A 20,951-nucleotide genomic window follows, 5' to 3' on the forward strand; every position below is an offset into this window, starting at 1 on the left:
TTTACGGCGTGGTGCAGGTCAGTTCGCGACGGATCTTCGATACGTCCAGCCGGCGATTCTGCTGAACCACGCCGGTGAGCTGCGGATCACGCACCGCCAGTCGCAACAACGCCTCGCGGATCTTCGCGCTGGTGGCGCAGGGATTCAGCGAGGCATACAGCGCCGCTGCGCCGGTCACATGGGGCGTCGCCATGGACGTCCCGCTCATGTAGGCGTAACCCGCGGTACCGGTCGCGGTCGGCACCGTCGATAGAATATCGACGCCGGGTGCGGCGATATGCACGCTGTTGGCGCCGAAGTTGGAGAAATATGCGCGCTGCCCGGTTTGATCGATGGCAGCCACCACGATCACGTTCGGCAGCTTGTAGCTGGCCGGGTAGCTGGGCGTGGTGTCGAGGTTGAGCCCGTTGTTGCCCGCCGCGACGACGAACAGGATGTTGGCGTTTCCGGCCGCACGGATCGCATCGTATAGCGCCTGCGAATACCCGCCGCCGCCCCACGAATTGTTGGTGGCGACCAGATTGATCTTCTTCGCGAGCTTCAGCTGTGTCAGGTAATTGATCGCCTTCACCGCATCTGCCGTGGTGCCGCCATTGGCGCCAAGAAACTTCGCGGTGATGTATTTGGCCGTTGGGCAGACACCGAACACGCCGGCGCCGTTGTTCGCCACCGCCGCGAGGGTTCCCGCCACGTGGGTGCCGTGATCGTCGGCGGGCCCGTCAAATATGCTGGCGTTGTTGGCGGCAAAATCCCAGCCGAGAATATCGTCGACCAGGCCATTGCCGTCGTTGTCGAGCCGGTCAGCGCGACTGCCCTCGCCCGGGTTGATCCATACGTTGGGGCGCAGGTCGCCATGGGTCGCCATCACGCCTTCATCGACGATGCCGACATACACCTTTTTGGAGCACAACGCCCCAGCGTTCCAGGCCGCCAACGCACCGCTGCCGTAGGGATGGGCCGGCGAGGTGGTCGCGCCCTGCAACCCCCAGAGCATGCCGAGCCCTGGATCGTTGGGGTTGGCAACCTGGGTATGGTAGACCCAGTTGGGTTCGACGAAATCCACCGAAGGATCCGCCGAGAGCCGGGCGATGAGTGCAGCGTCGACCTTCTTGCCCTTGCCCAGCTTCGCGTGGACCAGATCCCCTTTGGCGTCCTTGCGGGCCATCTTGTCGAGCAGCTTCTGCGCGGCCTTGGCGCCTTGCTTGGTCAGCACGGCGCTCTTGGCCACGTCCGACACGCCGGACTTGAATTGCACCAGCAGCTCGCCCTGGACGAAAGGCCTGCCCGCCTTGAGCGACGCCGCCGCTGTGGAGTCGGGTTTTGCCGCGACCTGCTCCGCCCCGGTAGCCAGCAGCGCACACAAAAAAATGCCGACACGCCGTTTCATGACCATCACTGTTCTCCTTGAACGACTGCAGATAGCCCGCGCCAGATCGCCAGGCATTCCCCGAACGGGTATTGGCGAATGTATCGGCAAGGTCAGTAGCGTTTTAGCGACGCCGGACGAACGACGCGCCGTTGGTCGGCAAGCAGTACGGCGGGCCGAGTTACCGCCATCAGGCTCATCGGTGAGCGGGAGCCCATCCAGCCCCTGGCATCACAGGGTGGGCCTGGTTGCGTTCCGCTTCAGCCCACCGCAAACAACGCGAACGGATTGCCCGTGGTCTGGCACGTCAATCCAGTTGCTGCCGCAGCCATTCCGCCAGCATTTGCGCGCGGCGATCCGGGCGCCGGGACGGCACCCAGAGCGACAGCATGGCGGGAGTCTCGATGAAGCCCCAGGGCGCCCGCAAACGCCCCTGACGCAGGTCATCGACGACCAGCTGTTGCGGAGCTATGGCGACGCCAAGACCGGCCAACGCCGCTTCCAGCAGAAAATACAGATGCTCGAAGCCCTGTCCCATCTGCAGCCGGGCCGGGTCCAGGCCATTACCAATGGCCCAGGTCGGCCAAGCTTGTGGACGCGAAGCGGTGTACAGCAATGGCTCGCCAAGCAACTCACGCGGGCGCGCCTGACTCAGGGTGGCGAAACGCGGATGGTGTGGGCTCAGCACCGGTCCGATGCGTTCGACGGCCAGTTCGTGGACCTGCATGTCTGCCGGCCAGGGCGGCTCGGCGAACCAGAGCGTGGCATCCAGCCCAGCACGCCGCGGGTCCAGCTCGCCCTCGCTGGCCGACAGCTGCAGATGCAGGCCCGGAAGATCACGGTTCAGGCGATCCAGACGCGGAATGAACCAGCGCGCCAGCAGGCTGCCGGGGCAACCAAGGACGAACGGCTGTTCGGTTGCCCCGCGCCGCAGTTCGGAACAGGTGCCGCGCAGGCGCTCGAAGGCATCGGAGGCGGCATCGCGCAGACGCACACCGGCATCGGTTAGCTTGACCCCTCGGCCGTCCTTGTCGAACAGGCTGACCCCTAGCTCCTCTTCGAGCACACGAATCTGCCGGCTGATGGCACCATGCGTCACGTGCAGCTCCTCCCCGGCGCGGCTGACGCTTTGCAGACGGGCGGCGGCCTCGAAGGCGCGCAAGGCATTGAGCGGTGGCAGGTCGCGGCTCATGGGAGAGGTGATTTTTCCTGACGAGTCAGGCGCATCTAATCACGTTCCAGTCGAACCGCCAACCGGCGCATGGCTACTGGCGCTGGATGCGGTGCTCGCCGCCGCTGGTCTCGACCGTTGGATCGTCTCCGCGCCAGGTGACCTGCTGGCCAATACCGTTGACCTCCAGATGCACCGGCCCATGCAGATCGAGCGTGAGTATATTGCTGCCGCCATATAGCACGACCGAGGCCGGTTGCTCGCCGTCGCCTTGCACCTGAGCCGTAATCCGGTGATCGGCACCACTCACGTCCAGGCTCCCGACCCGCTCGGCTTCGATCTGATTTTCCCCGCCTGTCACCTCCAAGTTGGCGACATTGCCGACGGTCACCACCTGATCCGATCCGTGCACCTCGACTCTGCCGCAATCACCACTCAGACGAAAGCGATTGGCATTGCCGGTGATGGCCACATCCTGCCCCTTGCACCTCACGTCACGTGAGTTGCCGATGCCATCGAGTGCCAGTGTCTCGGCCTGAGCCGTCGTCGCCAGCGCCGCGCATAGCGCACCCATCGCCATTAGTTTTTGCATTCGAACGTCTTCCTGTAAGACGGAGCCCCTGCCGCTGCGCTTGGGACCGATACGTCGGCGCCGAGTTCTGCGCCGCTGACAACAGCGTGCGGCATCACCGCCACCGCCTGGATTATTGGTGAGTTTTATTGACAGGTTACGACGATCTAATCGCTTTTCCCTGAACGGGTGGGAGATACAATGGGCGCCATCAACCACTCGCCCTGCCAGCCAAGCGCTGTCGACAAGGAGCACGCCATGACCTCATTGCGCAACGGCCCTGACGCCAAGGGCCTGTTCGGCCACTTCGGCGGTCAGTACGTCGCCGAAACCCTGATGCCGCTCATCCACGAGCTGGCCGCCGAATACGAAAAAGCCAAGCAGGATCCCGAGTTCGCCAAGGAACTCGCCTACTTCCAGCGTGACTATGTCGGCCGGCCTTCCCCGTTGTATTTCGCCGAACGCCTAACCGAGTTTTGCGGCGGCGCGAAGATCTACCTCAAGCGCGAAGAGCTCAACCACACCGGCGCGCATAAGATCAACAACTGCATCGGCCAGATCCTGCTGGCCAAGCGCATGGGCAAACAGCGCATCATCGCCGAGACCGGCGCAGGCATGCACGGCGTGGCCACCGCCACCGTCGCCGCGCGCTTCGGCATGCAGTGCGTGATCTACATGGGCACCACCGACATCGACCGCCAGCAGGCCAACGTCTTCCGCATGAAGCTCTTGGGCGCCGAGGTGATTCCGGTCACTGCCGGCACCGGCACCCTGAAAGACGCGATGAACGAAGCCCTGCGCGACTGGGTGACCAACGTCCACAACACCTTCTACCTGATCGGCACCGTGGCCGGCCCGCATCCCTATCCGGCCATGGTCCGCGATTTCCAGGCCGTGATCGGCAAGGAAACCCGCGACCAGATGGCGGCCCAGGAAGGTCGCCTGCCCGACTCGCTGGTCGCCTGCATCGGCGGCGGCTCAAACGCCATGGGCCTGTTCCATCCCTTCCTCGATGACCAGAGCGTGGCCATCATCGGCGTCGAAGCGGCCGGCCACGGCATCGAGACCGGCCAGCATGCGGCCAGCCTAAACGGCGGTGTACCCGGCGTGCTGCACGGCAATCGCACCTTTCTGCTGCAGAACGAGGACGGCCAGATCATCGACGCCCACTCGATCTCAGCCGGCCTCGACTACCCCGGCATCGGCCCCGAGCACGCCTGGCTGCACGACATCGGCCGTGTTGAGTACACCTCCATCACCGACAAGGAAGCGCTCGCCGCCTTCCACAAGTGCTGCCGCCTGGAAGGCATTATCCCGGCCCTGGAAAGCGCACACGCGCTGGCCGAAGTCTTCAAGCGCGCCCCCGGCCTGCCGAAGGATCACCTGATGGTGGTCAACCTCTCCGGCCGCGGCGACAAGGACATGCAGACCGTCATGCACCACTACGACGAACAGGAAGAACACATATGAGCCGCCTGCAGACGCGCTTCGCCCAGCTGAAACAGGAAAACCGCGCCGCGCTGGTGACCTTCATCACCGCCGGTGATCCGGACTACGCCACCTCGCTGGAAATTCTCAAGGGCCTGCCCGCCGCTGGCGCCGATGTAATCGAGCTCGGCATGCCCTTCACCGACCCGATGGCCGACGGCCCGGCGATCCAACTGGCCAACATCCGTGCGCTCGCGGCCAAGCAGGACCTGGCGAAAACCCTGCAGATGGTTCGCGAGTTCCGGCAGGACAACCAGGACACGCCGCTAGTGCTGATGGGCTACTTCAATCCCATCCACAAGATGGGTGTCGAGCGCTTTCTCGCCGAAGCGGTGGAAGCCGGCGTTGACGGCCTGATCGTCGTCGACCTGCCGCCGGAACATAACGAAGACCTCTGCGACCCGGCCCAGGCCGCAGGCATCGACTTCATCCGCCTGACCACCCCGACCACCGACGACAAGCGCTTGCCCACCGTGCTCAACGGCAGCTCGGGCTTCGTCTACTACGTCTCGGTGGCCGGCGTGACCGGTGCCGGCTCGGCGACGCTGGAACATGTCGAAGAAGCCGTGGCGCGGCTGAAACGCCACACCGACCTGCCGGTGGCCGTCGGCTTTGGTATCCGCACCCCGGAACAGGCAGCCGCCATCGCCCGATTGAGTGAAGGCGTGGTGGTGGGCTCGGCATTGATCGACCGGATCGCCAGCGCCGAAACGTCCGAGCAAGCCGTCGAGGGCGTGCTGGGCTTGTGTCGCGATATCAGTGCCGGAGTACGCGGCGCACGCGACTGACGTCCAGTCAGTCGCACCGGGGCCGTTGCCTCGTTTATCTGGGCAGCGGCTTTTTTATCTCGCCTTAATAGCCAACGGTGAAGCGTTGGCGAATGTGCGCCGGGTGCTCGATCTCATCGACCAACGCCACGGCGTAGTCTTCGAAGGAGATGCGACTGCCGTGTTCGTTGCTGAGCAGCGCGTCTTTGCCCAGGCGGAATTGACCTGTCCGCTCGCCGGGAACGAACTCGGCCGAGGGTGACAGAAAGGTCCACTCCAGTTCCGTTTCCTGCTTGAGTTGCTCAAGGAAGGCCGCGCCGCGGGAGGCTTCTGCTTTGTAGGCGTCGGGAAAATCAGGCAAGTCGATGACGCGCTGACCCGGCGCGGCTTCCAGGCTGCCGGCGCCGCCTACGACCAGATAGCGTTTGACGCCAGAGGCGCGTACCGCCTCGATCAGGGTATGCGGCTCGGACGAGGTGAAGTTGACCGCACTGACGACGGCATCGTGGCCGCGCAAGGTCGACGCCAGGCCTTGCAGATCCTGGGCGTCGCCCTTGACGGCCGTGACACCGACACGTGCAGCGATGCGTTCTGGGCTGCGTGCAATGGCGGTGACCCTATGGCCACGGTCAGAGAGCTCTTTGAGGATGCGCGAGCCAGCTGAGCCGGAGGCGCCGATCAATGCGATATGAGACATGCGAGACCCTATGTTCTATTTAGTGGACTAGGTATGTGTTGTAGACCTTTGGAGAGGCCGATGCTACGGTGCGCCGCCTTGACCCACAAGAAGTTAGGTTGGTGTTACCTGGTCACTCGCCGCTGACCTGGCTGGACCTAGGAGATCCTGTATGCCGCAAGCTGTTGGCGTTAACGCCGCTTTCGATCACCCTTGTCCGATCCGCGACGTGCTTGATCGCATCGGTGATCAATGGAGTTTTCTGGTGCTCGACGCGCTGTCCGAGCGCACGCTGCGCTTCAATGAGCTCAGCCGAGAAATCGGCGATATCTCCAAGCAGATGCTTTCGCGGACGCTCAAGCGGCTGGAGATGGATGGATTCGTACAACGAACCCTTTACGCCGAGGTACCGCCTCGCGTGGAGTACCGTCTGACTGATCTGGGGCGGGGGTTCCTGGTGCCGATGCAGGCACTGGTGCAATGGGCCGATGCCAATCACGAACGGATCTGCCAATCACGGCGCACGTATCGCTCAGCCGAAGCGGCAGCCGATTGACATTGCGCGCTTCGTGGCGGCTCGGACGGATGGCTGCTAGTCGAAACCTGGCGGCCGCACACGCCGCTCTACCAAGCACGCACATTCGAACCCATCATTGAGCATCGATGACCACTATCAATCCGCTCGATTTCGACCGTGCAAAACTAACGCGTAGCATGCCCTGCACATCCCCAGTAGCCACTCGAGGAGATTGCCATGCCTGATACCCCTTACGTACCGCCGAAAGTCTGGACCCATGACGCGCCGTCGGGCGGCAAGTTCGCCAATATCAACGCCCCTACCGCTGGCGCGCGCGAGGAAAAGGCGCTGCCGGTCGGCAAGCATCCGTTGCAGCTCTACTCGCTTGCCACGCCCAACGGCGTGAAGGTCAGCGTCATGCTCGAAGAGTTGCTCGCGCTCGGCCACAGCGGTGCCGAATACGACGCCTGGCTGATCAACATCGGTGAAGGCGACCAGTTCGGCAGCGGCTTCGTCGAGATCAACCCGAACTCGAAGATTCCGGCCCTGGCCGACCATAGCGTCGAAGGCGAACCGCTACGGGTGTTCGAATCCGGCTCGATCCTGCTCTATCTGGCGGAGAAGTTCGGCGCCTTCCTGCCGACCGAAACCCGCGCGCGCACCGAAACGCTCAACTGGCTGTTCTGGCAGATGGGTTCGGCGCCCTTCCTCGGCGGCGGCTTCGGGCATTTTTATGCCTACGCCCCGGAGAAGTACGAATACCCGATCAACCGCTACGCGATGGAGGTCAAGCGCCAGCTCGATGTGCTGGATCGCCAACTGGCCGAAAACCGCTACATAGCCGGCGACACTTACACCATCGCCGATATGGCGATCTGGCCCTGGTACGGAGGGCTGGTGCGCGGCGAGCAGTACGACGCAGGCGAATTCCTCTCGGTGCAGGATTACAAGCACGTGCAGCGCTGGGCTGCCGAGATTGCCGAACGGCCCGCCGTGATTCGCGGGCGCAAGGTCAACCGCAGCTGGGGCGACGAGTCGGAGCAGGCTCCCGAACGCCATAGCGCCGCCGATCTCGACTGACCTGCACGCCCCGGTGGGCCGAGGCGAACACTGCTCGGCCCGCTTCACCATCGCCCTCTCGACACGCATGATCGCGACCCACGTGATTCATGGCGCCCCCCGTGCGATTCAATTCCCTAACGCCCGTCGCACGGCGAGCCGAGCAACTATCCGACCGCCGATCTGAACTATGGCGGTGCGCCCCGACCCAATGTTCATGAGCGCCACTCTTGCAGCGGGGCAGCCATCGTCATGGCTGCCCGTACTGGAACCTGTCGTCAGCCATGTAAGCACAGCGCTCGTCATACCCAGTTGTTCAACACAACGCGAGGTGGACCATGAAACACACACTGGTAGCAGCGTTCGCAACGCTGACCGATGCAAACCGCACCCGGGGCGACCTGATGGCCCGGGGCATCGCTCAGGAACAGATACATTCGGTCGGGGCCGACAGCGCAGAGATCCATGCCTACGACGCGCCTTACTCCACCACGGACGGCAACGTGGATCGCGCGCATCACGAGTCAAAGGTCGCGCATTTCTTCAAGTCCCTGTTTGGCAACGAGCCGCACGAAGCGCACCGTCACCACGCCACCGCCTACCCGGAAGCCGTGCGCCGGGGCGCCCTGGTGATCGCGGTGGACGTGTACGACGACGATCAGTTGGTCAGGGCACGCGACGCTCTGGAATACAACGGCGCCATCGACATCAATGATCGCAGCGCCGGCCCAACTGACTCAGGCGCGATGCAGGGTTATGCCGGGCCTACCAGCCCCTATGCCGGCGCGACCGGTGGCGACAGCCATCTCGACAAGCATTTCACCAAGCCGGCCGCCACGACCTCGAACGCGACCACGACCGCTCACACCCACCCGGATGACGATCGGCTCAGCCACGCGGCCGGCGCGGGCCCGACCGACGAAGCATTGCCGACCGACCACGACCGCACAGCGACAGCCGACACGGGTCGCTACGATGTCGGCAGCAGCGCCAAACGAGCCGGTACGGATTATCCAGACACCTTGGCCACTAACCCGGTGACCGGCGGCGGAAATACCGTGCAGAGCTCCACTGCTTCCGGGACCGGCAGTGATCGCATCTGCGTGATCCAGCGGCCCAGCTGATTGCTCGATACGGTGAATGACAGGCCGCGCCCCTGCGGCCTGTCATGAACGTATGGCTCGAATGGGCGCTCCACAGGTCAATCATCTCTCTCCGCAGGGAGGGCCGGGCGGCGTTCCGCTTCAGCCCACCACGCGGAGTCAATGCCGGCGAAGCCGTACCGACACTCATTGCCTGCACGCTCCTAACCCAGCGCACGTCGCAGCCCCGCCCTGCCCAGGGTCAATGCCAGACCATCCTCGGCGAGCCCGAGGGCGGCGTTGATCAGCGGCCGCGGCTGGTAAGGCTTGCGCAGGCTCAGCCCGATCTTCGACGAAACCAGCGCCGCCGACGCACCGATCAGTGCCGGTAGCATCACCGGCTCACGTCGAACGCTCGCCAATGCTGCGGCCGTCACGCCACCCGACAGGGCACGGAACATCATCGACGGGACGATGGTGCGATCCGGCGCAAAGGGCATCTTGTCACCCAGCAGCTCAGCCGCCGCCATCGGTAACAGAACCTGCTGTGCAGGGTGCGAGGCCAGCATACGCGCCGGCTCGCCGGCATCTTCGATCCCGTCACGCGCGGCCAGCGCACGGCTGGTCATCGTCGGCGCCAGCGTGCTGCGCATGCCCGTGACCAGACCAAGCGCCAACGCGCCCCAAAACAGATTGCTGGATATCGTCATCGTCAAGCCTCCCGGTGGTTATCTATACCGACCGGGTGCGGATCGGAGGCGTTCAGCCGAGGAGATGAGCTGTGGTCCGACAACTGGGCTCGCGAGCGCCACCGCGCCGTTGTGGAACTTGGAATTGTCGTAGATGCAAAAAAGGCGGCTCGAAGCCGCCTTTTTCATGCTCGTTGAATCACTGGCCGAGCAGGCCGGCACCCTGTACCGAGCCGAAGGCAAAGCCGATGAACTCCTGGACGCTCATCTCGCGGCCATTGAAGGTCACCCGATCATTGGCGTAGTGCAGGGAGCTGATCAGGCGCTCGCCTTCCAGGCGGGACCAGCCCGAATCGATCGCCATGCTGCTGAACAGGTCGGTGCTGGCGTCGGCTTCCTGCTTCAGCGCCACAGGGTCCAGCTGCCCTTCCTCCTGCCGACGCTGTGCGACGAGGCTGACCACATCGCGCACCAGGCCTTTGTCGATACCGGCGTCGGCCTTGAGCGATGCCAGCATGCTGGAGATCATCGCGTCGGGAGTGAACGCCTCTGCGCTCGGCTCACGCAGATCCACCACTATGGACAGGCGGGCCGCGCCGTGAGCGGTTTCGAAGCCGAACTCCTCGAGGGCCAGCGTGGGGTTGTGCTCGAGCAGCTGCAGCGCCAACGCCTGCAATTCCTGCTGCTGGGAATCGGTGATGTTGGCGATCGACTCCTCCGGCGTGGGGCCGCTATCGAGTATTTCTTTGTAGCGATCGACCAGCGCCTTGAGCTTGCTGCCCTCGAGGTTACGCAGGCCGAAAACCAGAGCCAGGTTGCGGAAGGTCTGCCCTTGCGCGTCCACCTGACCGACACGGTAGCCGGCCGACAGGTCGAGGCCGCGCTCGCCCTCGGCCAGTGCGGCGTCGAACGACGCGTCCTGGATGATCACGGCAGGCTCGTCACCGGCCTGGATCTCCATGCGCTTGAGGGTGATAGCCGACGGCCCCAGGGCGAAGCCATTGGCATCCTCCTTGTTGTCGACGCTCAGGCTGATACCGCGCACATTCATGTGTATCGGCTTATCGGCGGCGCTGTGTTGCAGGTTGACGTCGATTTCCGGCAGCTCGCCGTTCATGCGTACGGCAGCGGCGTTCTTCGCCGCTTCGAAATTGATCGTGGCGGACGAGACGCGAACCGCGCCGTCTTCATCTTCGAAATTGAATGCGGCCGAACGCAGATCGCCGTATTGGCGACCGTCGTAGCCGATAGTGGTGTCGCCCACCAGCGGGCTTTCGCCTGAAGCGGCATCGAACAGCTTTTCGGTCAGCGGTGTCCGCACGAGCTCGGCATGGCTCTGGGCGGCAACCGGCATCAGTTGCCCGCGTGCCAAACGCGACAGAGGGAATGGACCGTGCTCGAGCTGATCTTGCAGCAACACCAAGTAGTGCTTGGTGTTGCCTTCGTCATCAGGCACTTCGATGTCGATCTGATAGCGCGCCGAGCTGGACAGCAGACCGCGCTCGAAGCTGACCAGCTCCAGGCTGACGTCGGCACCAGCGCCGACTCCCATCTGGCGAAGCTTGACGTTGGCCTGGTCGACGGCATCGCGAGCAAGCGATTCGACCTGGGTGCCGGTGTAGAGGGTGGCGGCTCCGATGAGGGCCAGGGGTACGGCAACAGCGAGTGCGAGTTTTTTCATGAAAGCATCCTGTGCGGCGGCTGGGCAGACATCCTGTCAGCCGATAGTTGGCGAGCGGCGGCACTCTATCAGTGGGGCTGCTCGGGCTCCAGCGCGCCATGCAACGAGATGGGAAGGGTGAGAACCTGCCAGCAAACCGCGTCGCGTCGTCACCAGTGGTAGAGCCCATAGACGATCACGCCAACGCCGAAGCCCATCTGCGCCAACAATAGCGCTCGGATGGCAAAGGTGTAGCTGATGACCGGGTTCTGTCCCAGCGCATCGTTGGCAAACAGCCGGTAGCTGGGCGGAAACTCGGACTCGATCTCCCGAAGCGCCGTGATGGTCAGCTGCAACAGCTGGCGGCTACGCGCATCGACGAGCCAGAACACCATGGCCAGCAACACGGTGAAGGCCCCCAGCAACACCAGCAAACCTGGCGAGAAGCCGCGCTCCAAGGCGGCCAGCACACCACCGTCGGCAAAGATCGCCAGCACCACGAAGAAGTTGAACCCACGCAGGCGCTGCTCGGCATTGAGCTTGAAATGCGCCCAAACAAACCCTCGACTGTCCACGCGATTCCCCTTATCGAAAGGCGGCATACCGCCACTTTGAACAGTAGACCCCGACCGTGGGATGGCGTTGAGCGAAGCGAAACCCATCGCCATCCCCGATGGGATATCGCCGACTCAACCCAGCCAGAAAAATTTCAGCTCACCGTCCGTGCCAGCGGTGGGGATAAAAGGCGACATCCTCCCTACCATCTACCGTAGGGTGGATCACGCCTCACCGATCCACCGCTCTACACCACACACCCGCCAAGTAGGATAGCCCTGAGCACTGCGAAACCCATCGAGGCCACCCCAAGCGTGCGAGGCGGATGGACGCTCACCCGTATACGCAGCACGTCAGCCGTCATTAACTCGCGTTTACGCGCGGAGCGACCTATTGCGCCAACAGCTCCTGAACCTGAACGACGGCCTGCTGCTCACGGCTAGCCCAGTCTCCAGCAATTTCTACGAACGGCTGCCGATGCTGCTGGAGCCAGCTGCGGCAGGCGTCATGAAAGATCCATCGCTGGGCGGCGTCCGGTTGGCAACGCTGGCCGTCCGCGTGCCACTCGGCGCCTTCGGGCGAAAGCAGGAGATGCTGGTTGTAGCGGCGCGCCAATAGTTCGGCTTCCAGCCACGCCGGGCAGCTGCCGAACAGCGTCTGGCTCCAGACCATGTTGCTCAGCAGGTGCGTATCGAGGATTAGCAGGCAGGGCCGCTGGATGCGCGCCGCGTCTTCCCAGGCCAGTTGGCCGCGGGCGATGGCCGGGATGTCAGCCAGGCAGGTGTCGCGCTGTTCGGAGTCGATGAAATGCCGGACGTACTCGCCCACCACCACCCCGCCGAAGCGCTGCTGCAGTCGCGCGGCGAGCCAGCTTTTGCCGGTCGATTCGGCTCCGGTGAGTACCAGCACCTTCATTGGCCCGCTCCCCTCGGCTGCCTGGCGTTTTCCCTGTCCATCCGCGAAGTCTTTCCCTCTGCCGTTACCGGTCCGTTCAATCCACGCCCACGAAGCCACCGGTCTGATGCTGCCATAGGCGCGCATAGAGGCCGCCGCGCTCGATCAGCTCGGTGTGGGTGCCGGTCTCGATTACCTGGCCCTTGTCGATCACCACCAGCCGATCCATGCGCGCGATGGTCGACAACCGGTGCGCGATGGCGATCACCGTCTTGCCTTCCATCAGGGTGTCCAGGCTCTCCTGAATCGCCGCTTCGACTTCCGAATCCAGCGCCGAGGTGGCTTCATCGAGCACCAGGATCGGTGCATCTTTCAGCAGTACCCGGGCGATGGCGATGCGCTGGCGTTGCCCACCGGAGAGTTTGACGCCCCGCTCACCGACCATGGCGTCGAAGCCCAGACCGCCCTGGCTGTCGTCCAGCGTGCCGATGAAGACGTCCGCCCGGGCCTTGCGGGCAGCGGCCCAGAGCTGATCGTCGCTGGCTTCGGGCTTGCCGTAGCGCAGGTTGTCGCGAATCGAGCGGTGCAGCAGCGAGGTGTCCTGGGTGACCACGCCGATGTTGGCGCGCAAGCTTTCCTGACCGACCTCGGCGACGTTCTGGCCGTCGATGAGGATCCGCCCGCTTTCCAGGTCATAGAGGCGCAGCAGCAGGTTGACCAATGTGGACTTGCCCGCGCCGGACGGCCCGACCAGGCCGATCTTCTCGCCGGGACGGATATCGATGCTCATCCCGCTGATCACCCCGCCGCGCTTGCCGTAGTGGAAATGCACATCGTCGAAGCGCACACCGCCCTGCTCCACCTGCAGCGGTTGGGCGTCTTCACGGTCGAGCACATCACGGGGTCGAACGATGCTCTTCATACCGTCCTGCACGGTGCCGACGTTCTCGAAAATGCCGTTGACCACCCACATGATCCATTCGGCCATGTTGTTGATGCGGATCACCAGGCCCAGCGCCAGGGCGATGGCACCGGTGCTGATCAGCGCCTCGCTCCAGAGCCACAGCGCCAGCGCGCCGGTGCCGACGATCAACAGGCCATTCATGCAGGTAATCGCGAAATCCAGGCTGGTGATGATGCGCGACTGTAGACGGAATTTGCCGAGCAGCTCCTGCATGGCCTCGCGGGCGTAGCTTTCTTCCTCCCGGGAGTGGGCGAATAGCTTGAGCGTGGCGACGTTGCTGTAGCCATCCACCACCCGTCCCATCACCTTGGAGCGCGCAGCGGACGCCGCCGCCGAACGCGCGCGGATACGCGGCACGAAGTACCAGAGTGCGGCGCTGTAGCCGACGATCCACAGCAGCAAGGGCACGATCAAACGCAGATCGGCGGCGGCGAACAGGTACAGCGCGCTGCCGGCATAGACCACCACGTGCCACAGCGCGTCGATCACCTGCATGGCCGAATCACGCAGCGACGGGCCGGTCTGCATCACGCGCTGGGCGATGCGCCCGGCAAAATCGTTCTGGAAGAAATTCAGGCTCTGCTTGAGCACATAACGATGATTCTGCCAGCGGATCAGGTTGGTCAGCCCAGGGTTGATCGCCTGATGAGTGAGCAGGTTGTGCAGGCCGAACACCAGGGGGCGGATGATCAGCGCCACGGCCGCCATCCACAGCAGCTCGTTACGATGCTCGGCAAAGAATGTCCGCGCATCGCTGGTCGCCTGGGCCATGTCGATCAACTGACCGAGAAAGCTGAACAGCGCCACTTCGATCACCGCCGCCGCGAAGCCAATCACCAACACCGCGATCATCAGCGGCCACACCTGCTTCAGGTAGTGGGCATAGAACCGCAGCATGCCGCTGGGTGGTGCTACATCGGGGCTTGGCTTGAAAACATCGATCAGGTTTTCGAAACGGCTGAACAACATGGGGCACGGTCTGCTCTGGCGAGTGGGCGGGCGTATTGCGTGTTGCGGTCGGCAGATGGAATAGCGCAGCAAGGGGCGGTAGTTGTGTTTCGGTGGTGCCCATATGCTCTGGCGCGTGGGTTACAGCCGGAGGTTGGCAGTATGGGAGGCACGTGGCGCCTTAACAATGACAGCGGGACCACTGGCCTGTTCGGCCAAGCAATGTCGACGGCAGCCGGTATTACGGCCACCCAGCGCCACCCGGCCTGCCAATTCGGCGCCGCGGGCCTCATTGCACCGCGAACTTCGACTGCCGCCACTCATGCAGGCCCATCACCGCCAGCACAGTGAATAACCCGTACAACCCCGCAGTGAACCAGTATTCCTGAAACACGAAGAACGCCACAAAGAGCACGTCCACTGCGATCCACAGCACCCAGCACTGCCACCGCTTGAGTGCCATCCACAGCTGCGCCAGCAGGCTGAACGCCGTCAACGCAGCGTCCGGCCAGGCATAAGCCGCTTCGGTAGCCATGGTCATCAACAAACCCAGCCCGACACTGCCGAGCGCCGCCACGGCAAGGCCCACACCCATCTCCATCGCCGTCGAGCCCACCACGGGCCGGCCACCGCCCTGCCCGCCGCCCCACGTCCACTGCCACCAGCCATACAACTGCATGGCGGCAAATACTCCGTTGAGCAACACCTGCGAATACAACCGCGCTTCGAAGAAGAACCAGGCATACAGCAGTACCATCACCAATCCGATGGGCCAGCACAGCGGGTTCTGACGCACGGTGAGCCAGACGGCGAGCACGCCGAGGGTGGAGGCGATCAGTTCGAGGGTAGTCATGGGCTGATGAAAGAAAACGGGGTGCGCATGATACGGCAAGCGGTGGCCACTGATGCGGTACCGGGCCAGATACAAACGAGGCGGAGACTTCCGCGTGTTTTCCGATCTGCTACGCGAACCCTTGCCACCTGGCACGCCCGCCATCACCCTGCCGAAACGCTGACATGAACAAAGCCATTCTCGCTGTATGCAGCCTTCTCGCCGCGCTCGCCCTGCTCTTTGGCTGGAGCCTGAGCGATGCGCTGAGCGCGCCGCCGTCAGTTTCGCAAGTCAGCCCACAAGGTGGCCATTTGATCGAAAGCGTGCAGGTACAAGGCCTGCTAGCCCCTGGCGGAGGCCTGTCGTATTTGCGCATCGTCGACCGTGCGGACCGGTCGAAGGTATTTCGCAGCCCACTCTTTACCACGCACTCCGTGGACATGCGGGCAAGCGAGGACAGCCAAAGCCTGGGCGTGACCTGGATCGCCTTCGACAAGCGCACCCAGGGCTTCACCCTGAGCATCCCTCAATGGCGCCCGGCCTGGCGCAACATCCTCTTCAGCAATACGCCCTACGAGGTCGTGCCGAACGGCTGAGCCACAAGAGAGGGAAGTTAAATTGAATGCAACAGGGTTGTATTCCATGCCGCGCGCCATGTCACATAGCCATGTCTGCTTGCAATACCCAACCCGATGGGCCAGCGCAGCCGGTTCTGCCGCACGGTAAGCCAAACGGCGAGAACGCCAAGGTACAGATGCACGGCCGACCGGCTTCAAGCCATTCGCGGTCTCAATCGTCATGTGATAAGTACCCCGGACCAAATCATTAGTTCTGGCGAGCCCAAGCGCTACCGGAAACCCCGAACTGGAATCGATGATGGCCGAGGACACTGTGAACAACCCCGGTACCACTGGGCTCATCCTCTCGGGTGGCGGCGCGCGAGCGGCCTATCAGGTGGGCGTGCTGTCCGCGATTGCCGATCTGCTACCCGAGTCCTCAGACAACCCGTTCCCGGTGATCGTCGGCACCTCGGCGGGCTCGATCAATGCCGTCAGCCTGGCATGCGGCGCCCTGCATTTTCGCGAGGCAGTGGGGCGGCTGAGCTCCGTGTGGCGCAGTTTTCATACCGATCAGGTGTACCGCAGTGACTGGCCGGGTGTGTTGCACCAGGCCAGCCGCTTTCTCGGCCGCAGCGTGCTGGGTATCGGCAAGCAAGTGCCGGTTGCGCTGCTCGACAGTTCGCCGCTGGCCAAGCTGCTTGAGCGCGAGCTGGATTTTTCCGGTATCGCCGCGGCTATGCGACATCGGCAACTGCGCGCGATAGCGGTGACAGCATTCGGCTACGAGTCGGCCGAGGCGGTGACCTTCTATCAGGGACATGCTGCGATCGACCCATGGCTGCGCCATCGTCGGGTGGGTGTGCCGACCCGCCTGGCAATACCCCATCTGCTGGCCAGCACGGCCATCCCGCTGATCTTCGAGCCGGTGAAAATCAACCGTGAATATTTTGGCGATGGCGCGGTACGCCAGACCGCACCGATCAGCCCCGCCCTGCACCTGGGCGCAACGCGTGTGCTGGTGGTCGGGGTCAGTGGCAACCCGGTGGGAGCTCAGGCCAAAACAGCGCCGATACCCAGGCCTGCCGGCACCATGCCAAGCCTGGCGCAGATCTCAGGGCACATGCTCAACAGCACGTTCATCGACAACGTCGAGACTGATATCGAGCTGCTGGAGCGCCTCAACCTACTGGGACGACTGGTGCCTATCGAACAGCGCAAGCGCGCCTATGGCCTGACGCCCGTCGAGGTGCTGGTAATTTCTCCCAGCCAACCGCTGGACAAGATCGCCGCTCGCCATCGGCGAGAGATGCCCGCGGCTCTGAGGCTATTCCTGCGTGGTTCAGGCGGCACGCGCGAAGGCGGCGGCGGGCTGTTGAGTTACTTGTTGTTCGAGCCCGGCTACTGCAGCGAGCTGATTGAACTGGGTTACCGGGATGCCATGGCCAAGAAATCCGAGCTCAAGGCCTTTCTAAAGCTCGATGTTTAGCGCACTTCCTAGCCCGCTGCTTCGCTAAGCACTCGCAGTTCTATTAACGACGAGTGGTGGCACTACCTAATTTGACAAAATCCAGGCTATTTCATAGTTTTACATGCACGCAAACGTTTGCGTATCCAAAATAATGACAATAACCGTGGAGTTTTCCCATGCTCGGTCTCCGTCCTGCCCGTCTCTGCGCCGCCATTGCTCTCGGTGCCGCCGCCCTAGTCAGTCTCTCCAGTGCTCAAGCTGCCGAAGGTGAAACGCCTCAGGTGGCACTGGTCATGAAATCCCTCGCCAATGAGTTCTTCCGCACCATGGAAGACGGCGCCAAGGCCTATCAGAAAGAGAACCCGGACCAGTTCACCCTGATCGCCAACGGCATCAAGGACGAGACCGATACTTCTGCGCAGATCCGCATCGTCGAGCAGATGATCGTCGCCAAGGTCGATGCGCTGGTCATCGCGCCAGCCGACTCCAAAGCCCTGGTGTCCGTGATCAAGAAGGCCAGCGATGCCGGGATCAAGGTCGTCAATATCGATAACCGTCTCGATCCGGACGTGGTGAAAAGCAAGGGCCTGAATGTGCCCTTCGTCGGCCCGGACAATCGCAAAGGTGCGCGTCTGGTCGGTGAATATCTGGCCAAGAACAAGCTGAAAGCGGGCGATGAGGTCGGCATTATCGAAGGTGTGTCGACCACTACCAATGCTCAGCAACGCACCGCAGGCTTCAAGGATGCGATGGAAGCCGCCGGCATGAAGGTCGTCAGCGTGCAGTCGGGCAACTGGGAAATCGATCGCGGCAACGCCGTGGCCTCCGCCATGCTCAACGAGTACCCGAACCTCAAGGCGTTGCTGGCTGGTAACGACAGCATGGCGCTCGGCGCGGTATCGGCGGTGCGCGCGGCCGGCAAGCAAGGCCAGGTACAGGTGGTCGGCTATGACAACATCAACGCCATCAAGCCCATGCTCGAGGACGGTCGTGTACTCGCCACCGCCGATCAGTTCGCCGCGCAGCAAGCCGTGTTCGGTATCGAAGCGGCGCTCAAGCTGGTCAAGGGCGAATCCACCGATGCCAAAGACGGCGTCATCGAAACCCCTGTCGAACTCGTGACCAAGCCGTGAGCCAAGCGGTAGCCGGTGGCGAGACCGTTCTCGCCGCCAGCAGCATCGGCAAGACCTATGCTCAGCCGGTGCTAGGCGGAATCGACCTGCAATTGCGCGCCGGCGAGGTGCTGGCACTGACCGGTGAGAACGGCGCCGGAAAGAGCACGCTGTCGAAGATCCTCTGCGGGCTGGAGCAGCCCACCACCGGCTCGCTGAGCTTTCTCGGCCAACCCTATGCACCGGCGAGCCGTCGCGAAGCCGAGCGTCTTGGCGTACGCATGGTGCTGCAGGAGCTCAACCTGCTGCCGACACTGACCGTGGCGGAAAACCTGTTTCTCGACAATCTGCCCAGCCGTGGCGGCTGGATCGCCCGTGGTCGTTTGCGTGAGATGGCGCGCCAGGCCATGGCGCAGGTCGGGCTGGAGTCGGTGGATCCGGATACGCCGGTCGCGGCCCTGGGAGTCGGTCATCAGCAGATGGTCGAAATCGCCCGCAATCTGATCGGCGATTGCCGTGTGCTGGTGCTCGACGAGCCCACGGCCATGCTGACCGCCCGCGAGGTGGACCTGCTGTTCGCGCAGATCCAGCGGCTGCGCGAAGCCGGCGTCGCCATTATGTACATCTCTCATCGCCTGGAAGAACTGGCAAAAGTGGCGCAGCGCGTCGCCGTGCTGCGTGACGGTCAACTGGTGGCGGTGGAAGCCATCGACCGCTACAGCAGCGACGAGCTCGTCACCCTGATGGTCGGCCGCGATGTCGGCGAAGCCATCGACCTGGGCGAACGCCCGATCGGCGCGCCCTTGTTGCAAGTCGATAATCTCACCCGTCGCGGCAAGGTGGAGGATGTGTCCTTCACTGTGCGCGCCGGTGAAATCTACGGCATCTCCGGGCTGATCGGCGCGGGTCGCACCGAGTTGCTTCGCCTGATCTATGGTGCCGATCGCGCCGACAGCGGGCAGGTCTCGCTCGGTAACCCGCCCGTGCCGGTCCAGGTGCGCTCCCCCGCCGAAGCCGTGCGCCACGGCATCGCGCTGATCACCGAAGACCGCAAGGGCGAAGGCCTGCTGCTGAGCCAGCCCATCGCCGCCAACCTGGCACTGGGCAACATGCCGGCCGTCTCACGCAACGGGCTGATGCGGCCAGCCGCGGAACAGGCCCTTGCCCAGCGGCAGATAGATTCCATGCGCATCCGGTGCAACGGGCCGCATCAGGCCGTGGTCGAGCTGTCCGGCGGTAATCAGCAGAAGGTCGTCATTGGCCGCTGGCTGGAGCGCGATTGCCGCGTGCTGCTGTTCGACGAGCCCACCCGTGGCATCGACGTCGGCGCCAAGTTTGAGATTTACCGCCTGCTCGGCGACCTGGCGCGCCAGGGCAAAGCGCTGGTGGTGGTGTCCAGCGACCTGCGCGAACTGATGCTGATCTGCGACCGTATCGGCGTGTTGTCCGCCGGCCGCCTCATTGAAACCTTTGACCGCGACGACTGGAGTCAGGACCGTCTGCTGGCTGCCGCATTCGCAGGCTACCGCAGCCGCGAAGCCATGCTCGGCGATGTCGCGCCCCCGTTACAGGAGCTTTCCCAATGACCGCTTCGTCCGCCACGCCTGCCGCCAAGCGCAGCGGCACGCACCAGGGCCTGGGCACTTACCTGGGCCTCGCTGGCGCGCTGTTGGCGATGATCGTGCTGTTCTCGTCCTTGAGCAGTCACTTCCTGTCCTACGCCACCTTCACCACCCTGGCCAACCAGATCCCCGATCTGATGGTGCTGTCGGTGGGCATGACCCTGATCCTGATCATTGGCGGCATCGACCTGTCGGTGGGTTCGGTACTTGCTCTGGCGGCGGCTGTGGTCAGCGTGGCGATGCTTGGCTTTGGCTGGGGCATCGTGCCGTCGGCGCTGCTCGGCATGGCCTGCGCCGCATTGGCCGGCACCGTGACCGGCACTATCACTGTCGCTTGGGGCATCCCCTCCTTCATCGTCTCCCTCGGTGTGTTGGAGATGGCGCGCGGCCTCGCCTACCAGCTTACCGACTCACGCACCGCCTACATCGGCGACGCCTATGCCTGGCTGTCGACGCCATTCGCGGCGGGTATTTCCCCCGCGTTCATCATCGCGCTGCTGGTGATCGTCGCAGCGCACCTGCTGCTGACCCGCAGCGTGTTCGGCCGCTACCTGGTGGCCATCGGCACCAACGAAGAGGCCGTGCGCCTGGCGGGCATCAACCCTAAGCCGTACAAGGTCTCAGTGTTCGCGCTGATGGGCCTGCTTGCTGGCCTGGCCGCACTCTTCCAGATCTCCCGCCTGGAAGCGGCCGATCCGAATGCCGGCTCCGGCCTGGAGCTGCAGGTGATCGCTGCCGTGGTGATCGGCGGCACCAGCCTGATGGGCGGGCGCGGTTCGGTGATCAGCACCTTTTTCGGCGTGTTGATCATTTCCGTACTGGCGGCCGGGCTGGCGCAGATTGGCGCCACTGAACCGACCAAACGCATCATCACCGGTGCGGTGATCGTGGTGGCGGTGATCCTCGATACCTACCGCAGCCATCGCGCCAAGCGCAGGGGCTGAAGGTTC

At 63.5% G+C, this 20,951-nt stretch carries 20 protein-coding genes; 10 read left to right on the forward strand and 10 right to left on the reverse strand.

Translation table 11 applies throughout. The annotated features are described in order from the left end of the window. Nucleotide 1: 1 nt before the first annotated feature. The 3 genes from ACL0K2_RS13220 to ACL0K2_RS13230 all read right to left on the reverse strand — a co-directional run bounded on the left by ACL0K2_RS13220 (nucleotide 2) and on the right by ACL0K2_RS13230 (nucleotide 3,129). Entirely contained in the window at nucleotides 2–1,393 is a 1,392-nt protein-coding gene (locus ACL0K2_RS13220; RefSeq protein ID WP_045160023.1) for a S8 family peptidase, read from the reverse strand. Between the two features lie 280 nt (nucleotides 1,394–1,673). Beyond that, nucleotides 1,674–2,558, reverse strand: coding sequence for a LysR family transcriptional regulator (locus tag ACL0K2_RS13225; RefSeq protein ID WP_413042803.1), 885 nt, complete (start codon nucleotides 2,556–2,558; stop codon nucleotides 1,674–1,676). A gap of 73 nt (nucleotides 2,559–2,631) precedes the next feature. After that, the gene (locus ACL0K2_RS13230) at nucleotides 2,632–3,129 is read right to left on the reverse strand and encodes a DUF3060 domain-containing protein (protein ID WP_045160021.1); all 498 of its coding nucleotides are present in this window, start codon (nucleotides 3,127–3,129) and stop codon (nucleotides 2,632–2,634) included. A gap of 237 nt (nucleotides 3,130–3,366) precedes the next feature. On the opposite strand from ACL0K2_RS13230, the gene trpB reads away from it, so the two are divergent. Continuing rightward, on the forward strand, nucleotides 3,367–4,578 hold the full coding sequence (gene trpB / locus ACL0K2_RS13235) for a tryptophan synthase subunit beta (protein ID WP_045160039.1): 1,212 nt from the start codon (nucleotides 3,367–3,369) through the stop codon (nucleotides 4,576–4,578). Then, nucleotides 4,575–5,384, forward strand: coding sequence for a tryptophan synthase subunit alpha (gene trpA / locus ACL0K2_RS13240; RefSeq protein ID WP_045160020.1), 810 nt, complete (start codon nucleotides 4,575–4,577; stop codon nucleotides 5,382–5,384). The genes trpB and trpA overlap by 4 nt, the downstream gene beginning before the upstream one ends. Nucleotides 5,385–5,448: 64 nt before the next feature. Here trpA and ACL0K2_RS13245 read toward each other — a convergent pair whose 3' ends face one another. After that, nucleotides 5,449–6,060, reverse strand: a complete 612-nt coding sequence (locus tag ACL0K2_RS13245) for an NAD(P)-dependent oxidoreductase (RefSeq protein WP_413042804.1) — start codon at nucleotides 6,058–6,060, stop codon at nucleotides 5,449–5,451. A 151-nt stretch (nucleotides 6,061–6,211) separates the two neighbouring features. On the opposite strand from ACL0K2_RS13245, the gene ACL0K2_RS13250 reads away from it, so the two are divergent. The 3 genes from ACL0K2_RS13250 (at nucleotide 6,212) to ACL0K2_RS13260 (ending at nucleotide 8,739) form a co-directional block, all read left to right on the forward strand. After that, the gene (locus ACL0K2_RS13250) at nucleotides 6,212–6,595 is read left to right on the forward strand and encodes a winged helix-turn-helix transcriptional regulator (RefSeq protein ID WP_045160018.1); all 384 of its coding nucleotides are present in this window, start codon (nucleotides 6,212–6,214) and stop codon (nucleotides 6,593–6,595) included. A gap of 198 nt (nucleotides 6,596–6,793) precedes the next feature. Beyond that, nucleotides 6,794–7,636, forward strand: coding sequence for a glutathione-dependent disulfide-bond oxidoreductase (gene yghU / locus ACL0K2_RS13255; RefSeq protein WP_413042805.1), 843 nt, complete (start codon nucleotides 6,794–6,796; stop codon nucleotides 7,634–7,636). Nucleotides 7,637–7,953: 317 nt separating this feature from the next. Further along, entirely contained in the window at nucleotides 7,954–8,739 is a 786-nt protein-coding gene (locus ACL0K2_RS13260) for a hypothetical protein (RefSeq protein WP_413042806.1), read from the forward strand. Between the two features lie 182 nt (nucleotides 8,740–8,921). Here ACL0K2_RS13260 and ACL0K2_RS13265 read toward each other — a convergent pair whose 3' ends face one another. The 6 genes from ACL0K2_RS13265 to pnuC form a co-directional block, all read right to left on the reverse strand. Then, the gene (locus tag ACL0K2_RS13265; RefSeq protein WP_413042807.1) at nucleotides 8,922–9,407 is read right to left on the reverse strand and encodes a DUF4126 family protein; all 486 of its coding nucleotides are present in this window, start codon (nucleotides 9,405–9,407) and stop codon (nucleotides 8,922–8,924) included. A 178-nt stretch (nucleotides 9,408–9,585) separates the two neighbouring features. Next, the gene (locus tag ACL0K2_RS13270) at nucleotides 9,586–11,067 is read right to left on the reverse strand and encodes a YdgA family protein (RefSeq protein ID WP_413042808.1); all 1,482 of its coding nucleotides are present in this window, start codon (nucleotides 11,065–11,067) and stop codon (nucleotides 9,586–9,588) included. A 149-nt stretch (nucleotides 11,068–11,216) separates the two neighbouring features. Further along, nucleotides 11,217–11,621, reverse strand: coding sequence for a hypothetical protein (locus ACL0K2_RS13275; protein WP_413042809.1), 405 nt, complete (start codon nucleotides 11,619–11,621; stop codon nucleotides 11,217–11,219). 370 nt (nucleotides 11,622–11,991) lie between these two features. Beyond that, a complete protein-coding gene (locus ACL0K2_RS13280) occupies nucleotides 11,992–12,516 on the reverse strand; it encodes an AAA family ATPase (RefSeq protein WP_239612173.1) in 525 nt (174 codons plus the stop codon). 76 nt (nucleotides 12,517–12,592) lie between these two features. Further along, on the reverse strand, nucleotides 12,593–14,428 hold the full coding sequence (locus ACL0K2_RS13285; RefSeq protein ID WP_413042810.1) for an ABC transporter ATP-binding protein: 1,836 nt from the start codon (nucleotides 14,426–14,428) through the stop codon (nucleotides 12,593–12,595). Nucleotides 14,429–14,696: 268 nt separating this feature from the next. Beyond that, nucleotides 14,697–15,260 carry a nicotinamide riboside transporter PnuC gene (gene pnuC / locus ACL0K2_RS13290; RefSeq protein ID WP_413042811.1) on the reverse strand — a complete coding sequence of 188 codons (564 nt, stop codon included), beginning with the start codon at nucleotides 15,258–15,260 and terminating at the stop codon, nucleotides 14,697–14,699. 164 nt (nucleotides 15,261–15,424) lie between these two features. Between pnuC and ACL0K2_RS13295 the strand changes: the two genes are divergently transcribed. The 5 genes from ACL0K2_RS13295 to ACL0K2_RS13315 all read left to right on the forward strand — a co-directional run bounded on the left by ACL0K2_RS13295 (nucleotide 15,425) and on the right by ACL0K2_RS13315 (nucleotide 20,945). Then, nucleotides 15,425–15,835, forward strand: coding sequence for a hypothetical protein (locus tag ACL0K2_RS13295; protein ID WP_413042812.1), 411 nt, complete (start codon nucleotides 15,425–15,427; stop codon nucleotides 15,833–15,835). A gap of 280 nt (nucleotides 15,836–16,115) precedes the next feature. After that, nucleotides 16,116–17,285, forward strand: coding sequence for a patatin-like phospholipase family protein (locus tag ACL0K2_RS13300; RefSeq protein WP_413042813.1), 1,170 nt, complete (start codon nucleotides 16,116–16,118; stop codon nucleotides 17,283–17,285). Nucleotides 17,286–17,443: 158 nt separating this feature from the next. Next, nucleotides 17,444–18,400 carry a sugar ABC transporter substrate-binding protein gene (locus ACL0K2_RS13305; protein ID WP_413042814.1) on the forward strand — a complete coding sequence of 319 codons (957 nt, stop codon included), beginning with the start codon at nucleotides 17,444–17,446 and terminating at the stop codon, nucleotides 18,398–18,400. Then, on the forward strand, nucleotides 18,397–19,965 hold the full coding sequence (locus ACL0K2_RS13310) for a sugar ABC transporter ATP-binding protein (protein WP_413042815.1): 1,569 nt from the start codon (nucleotides 18,397–18,399) through the stop codon (nucleotides 19,963–19,965). Before ACL0K2_RS13305 ends, ACL0K2_RS13310 begins: the two co-directional genes overlap by 4 nt. Further along, entirely contained in the window at nucleotides 19,962–20,945 is a 984-nt protein-coding gene (locus tag ACL0K2_RS13315; protein ID WP_045160004.1) for an ABC transporter permease, read from the forward strand. Before ACL0K2_RS13310 ends, ACL0K2_RS13315 begins: the two co-directional genes overlap by 4 nt. The last annotated feature ends 6 nt before the right edge of the window (nucleotides 20,946–20,951 follow it).

It is taken from the genome of Pseudomonas sp. YJ42, from assembly GCF_047225135.1.
Classification (GTDB): domain Bacteria; phylum Pseudomonadota; class Gammaproteobacteria; order Pseudomonadales; family Pseudomonadaceae; genus Stutzerimonas; species Stutzerimonas stutzeri_E.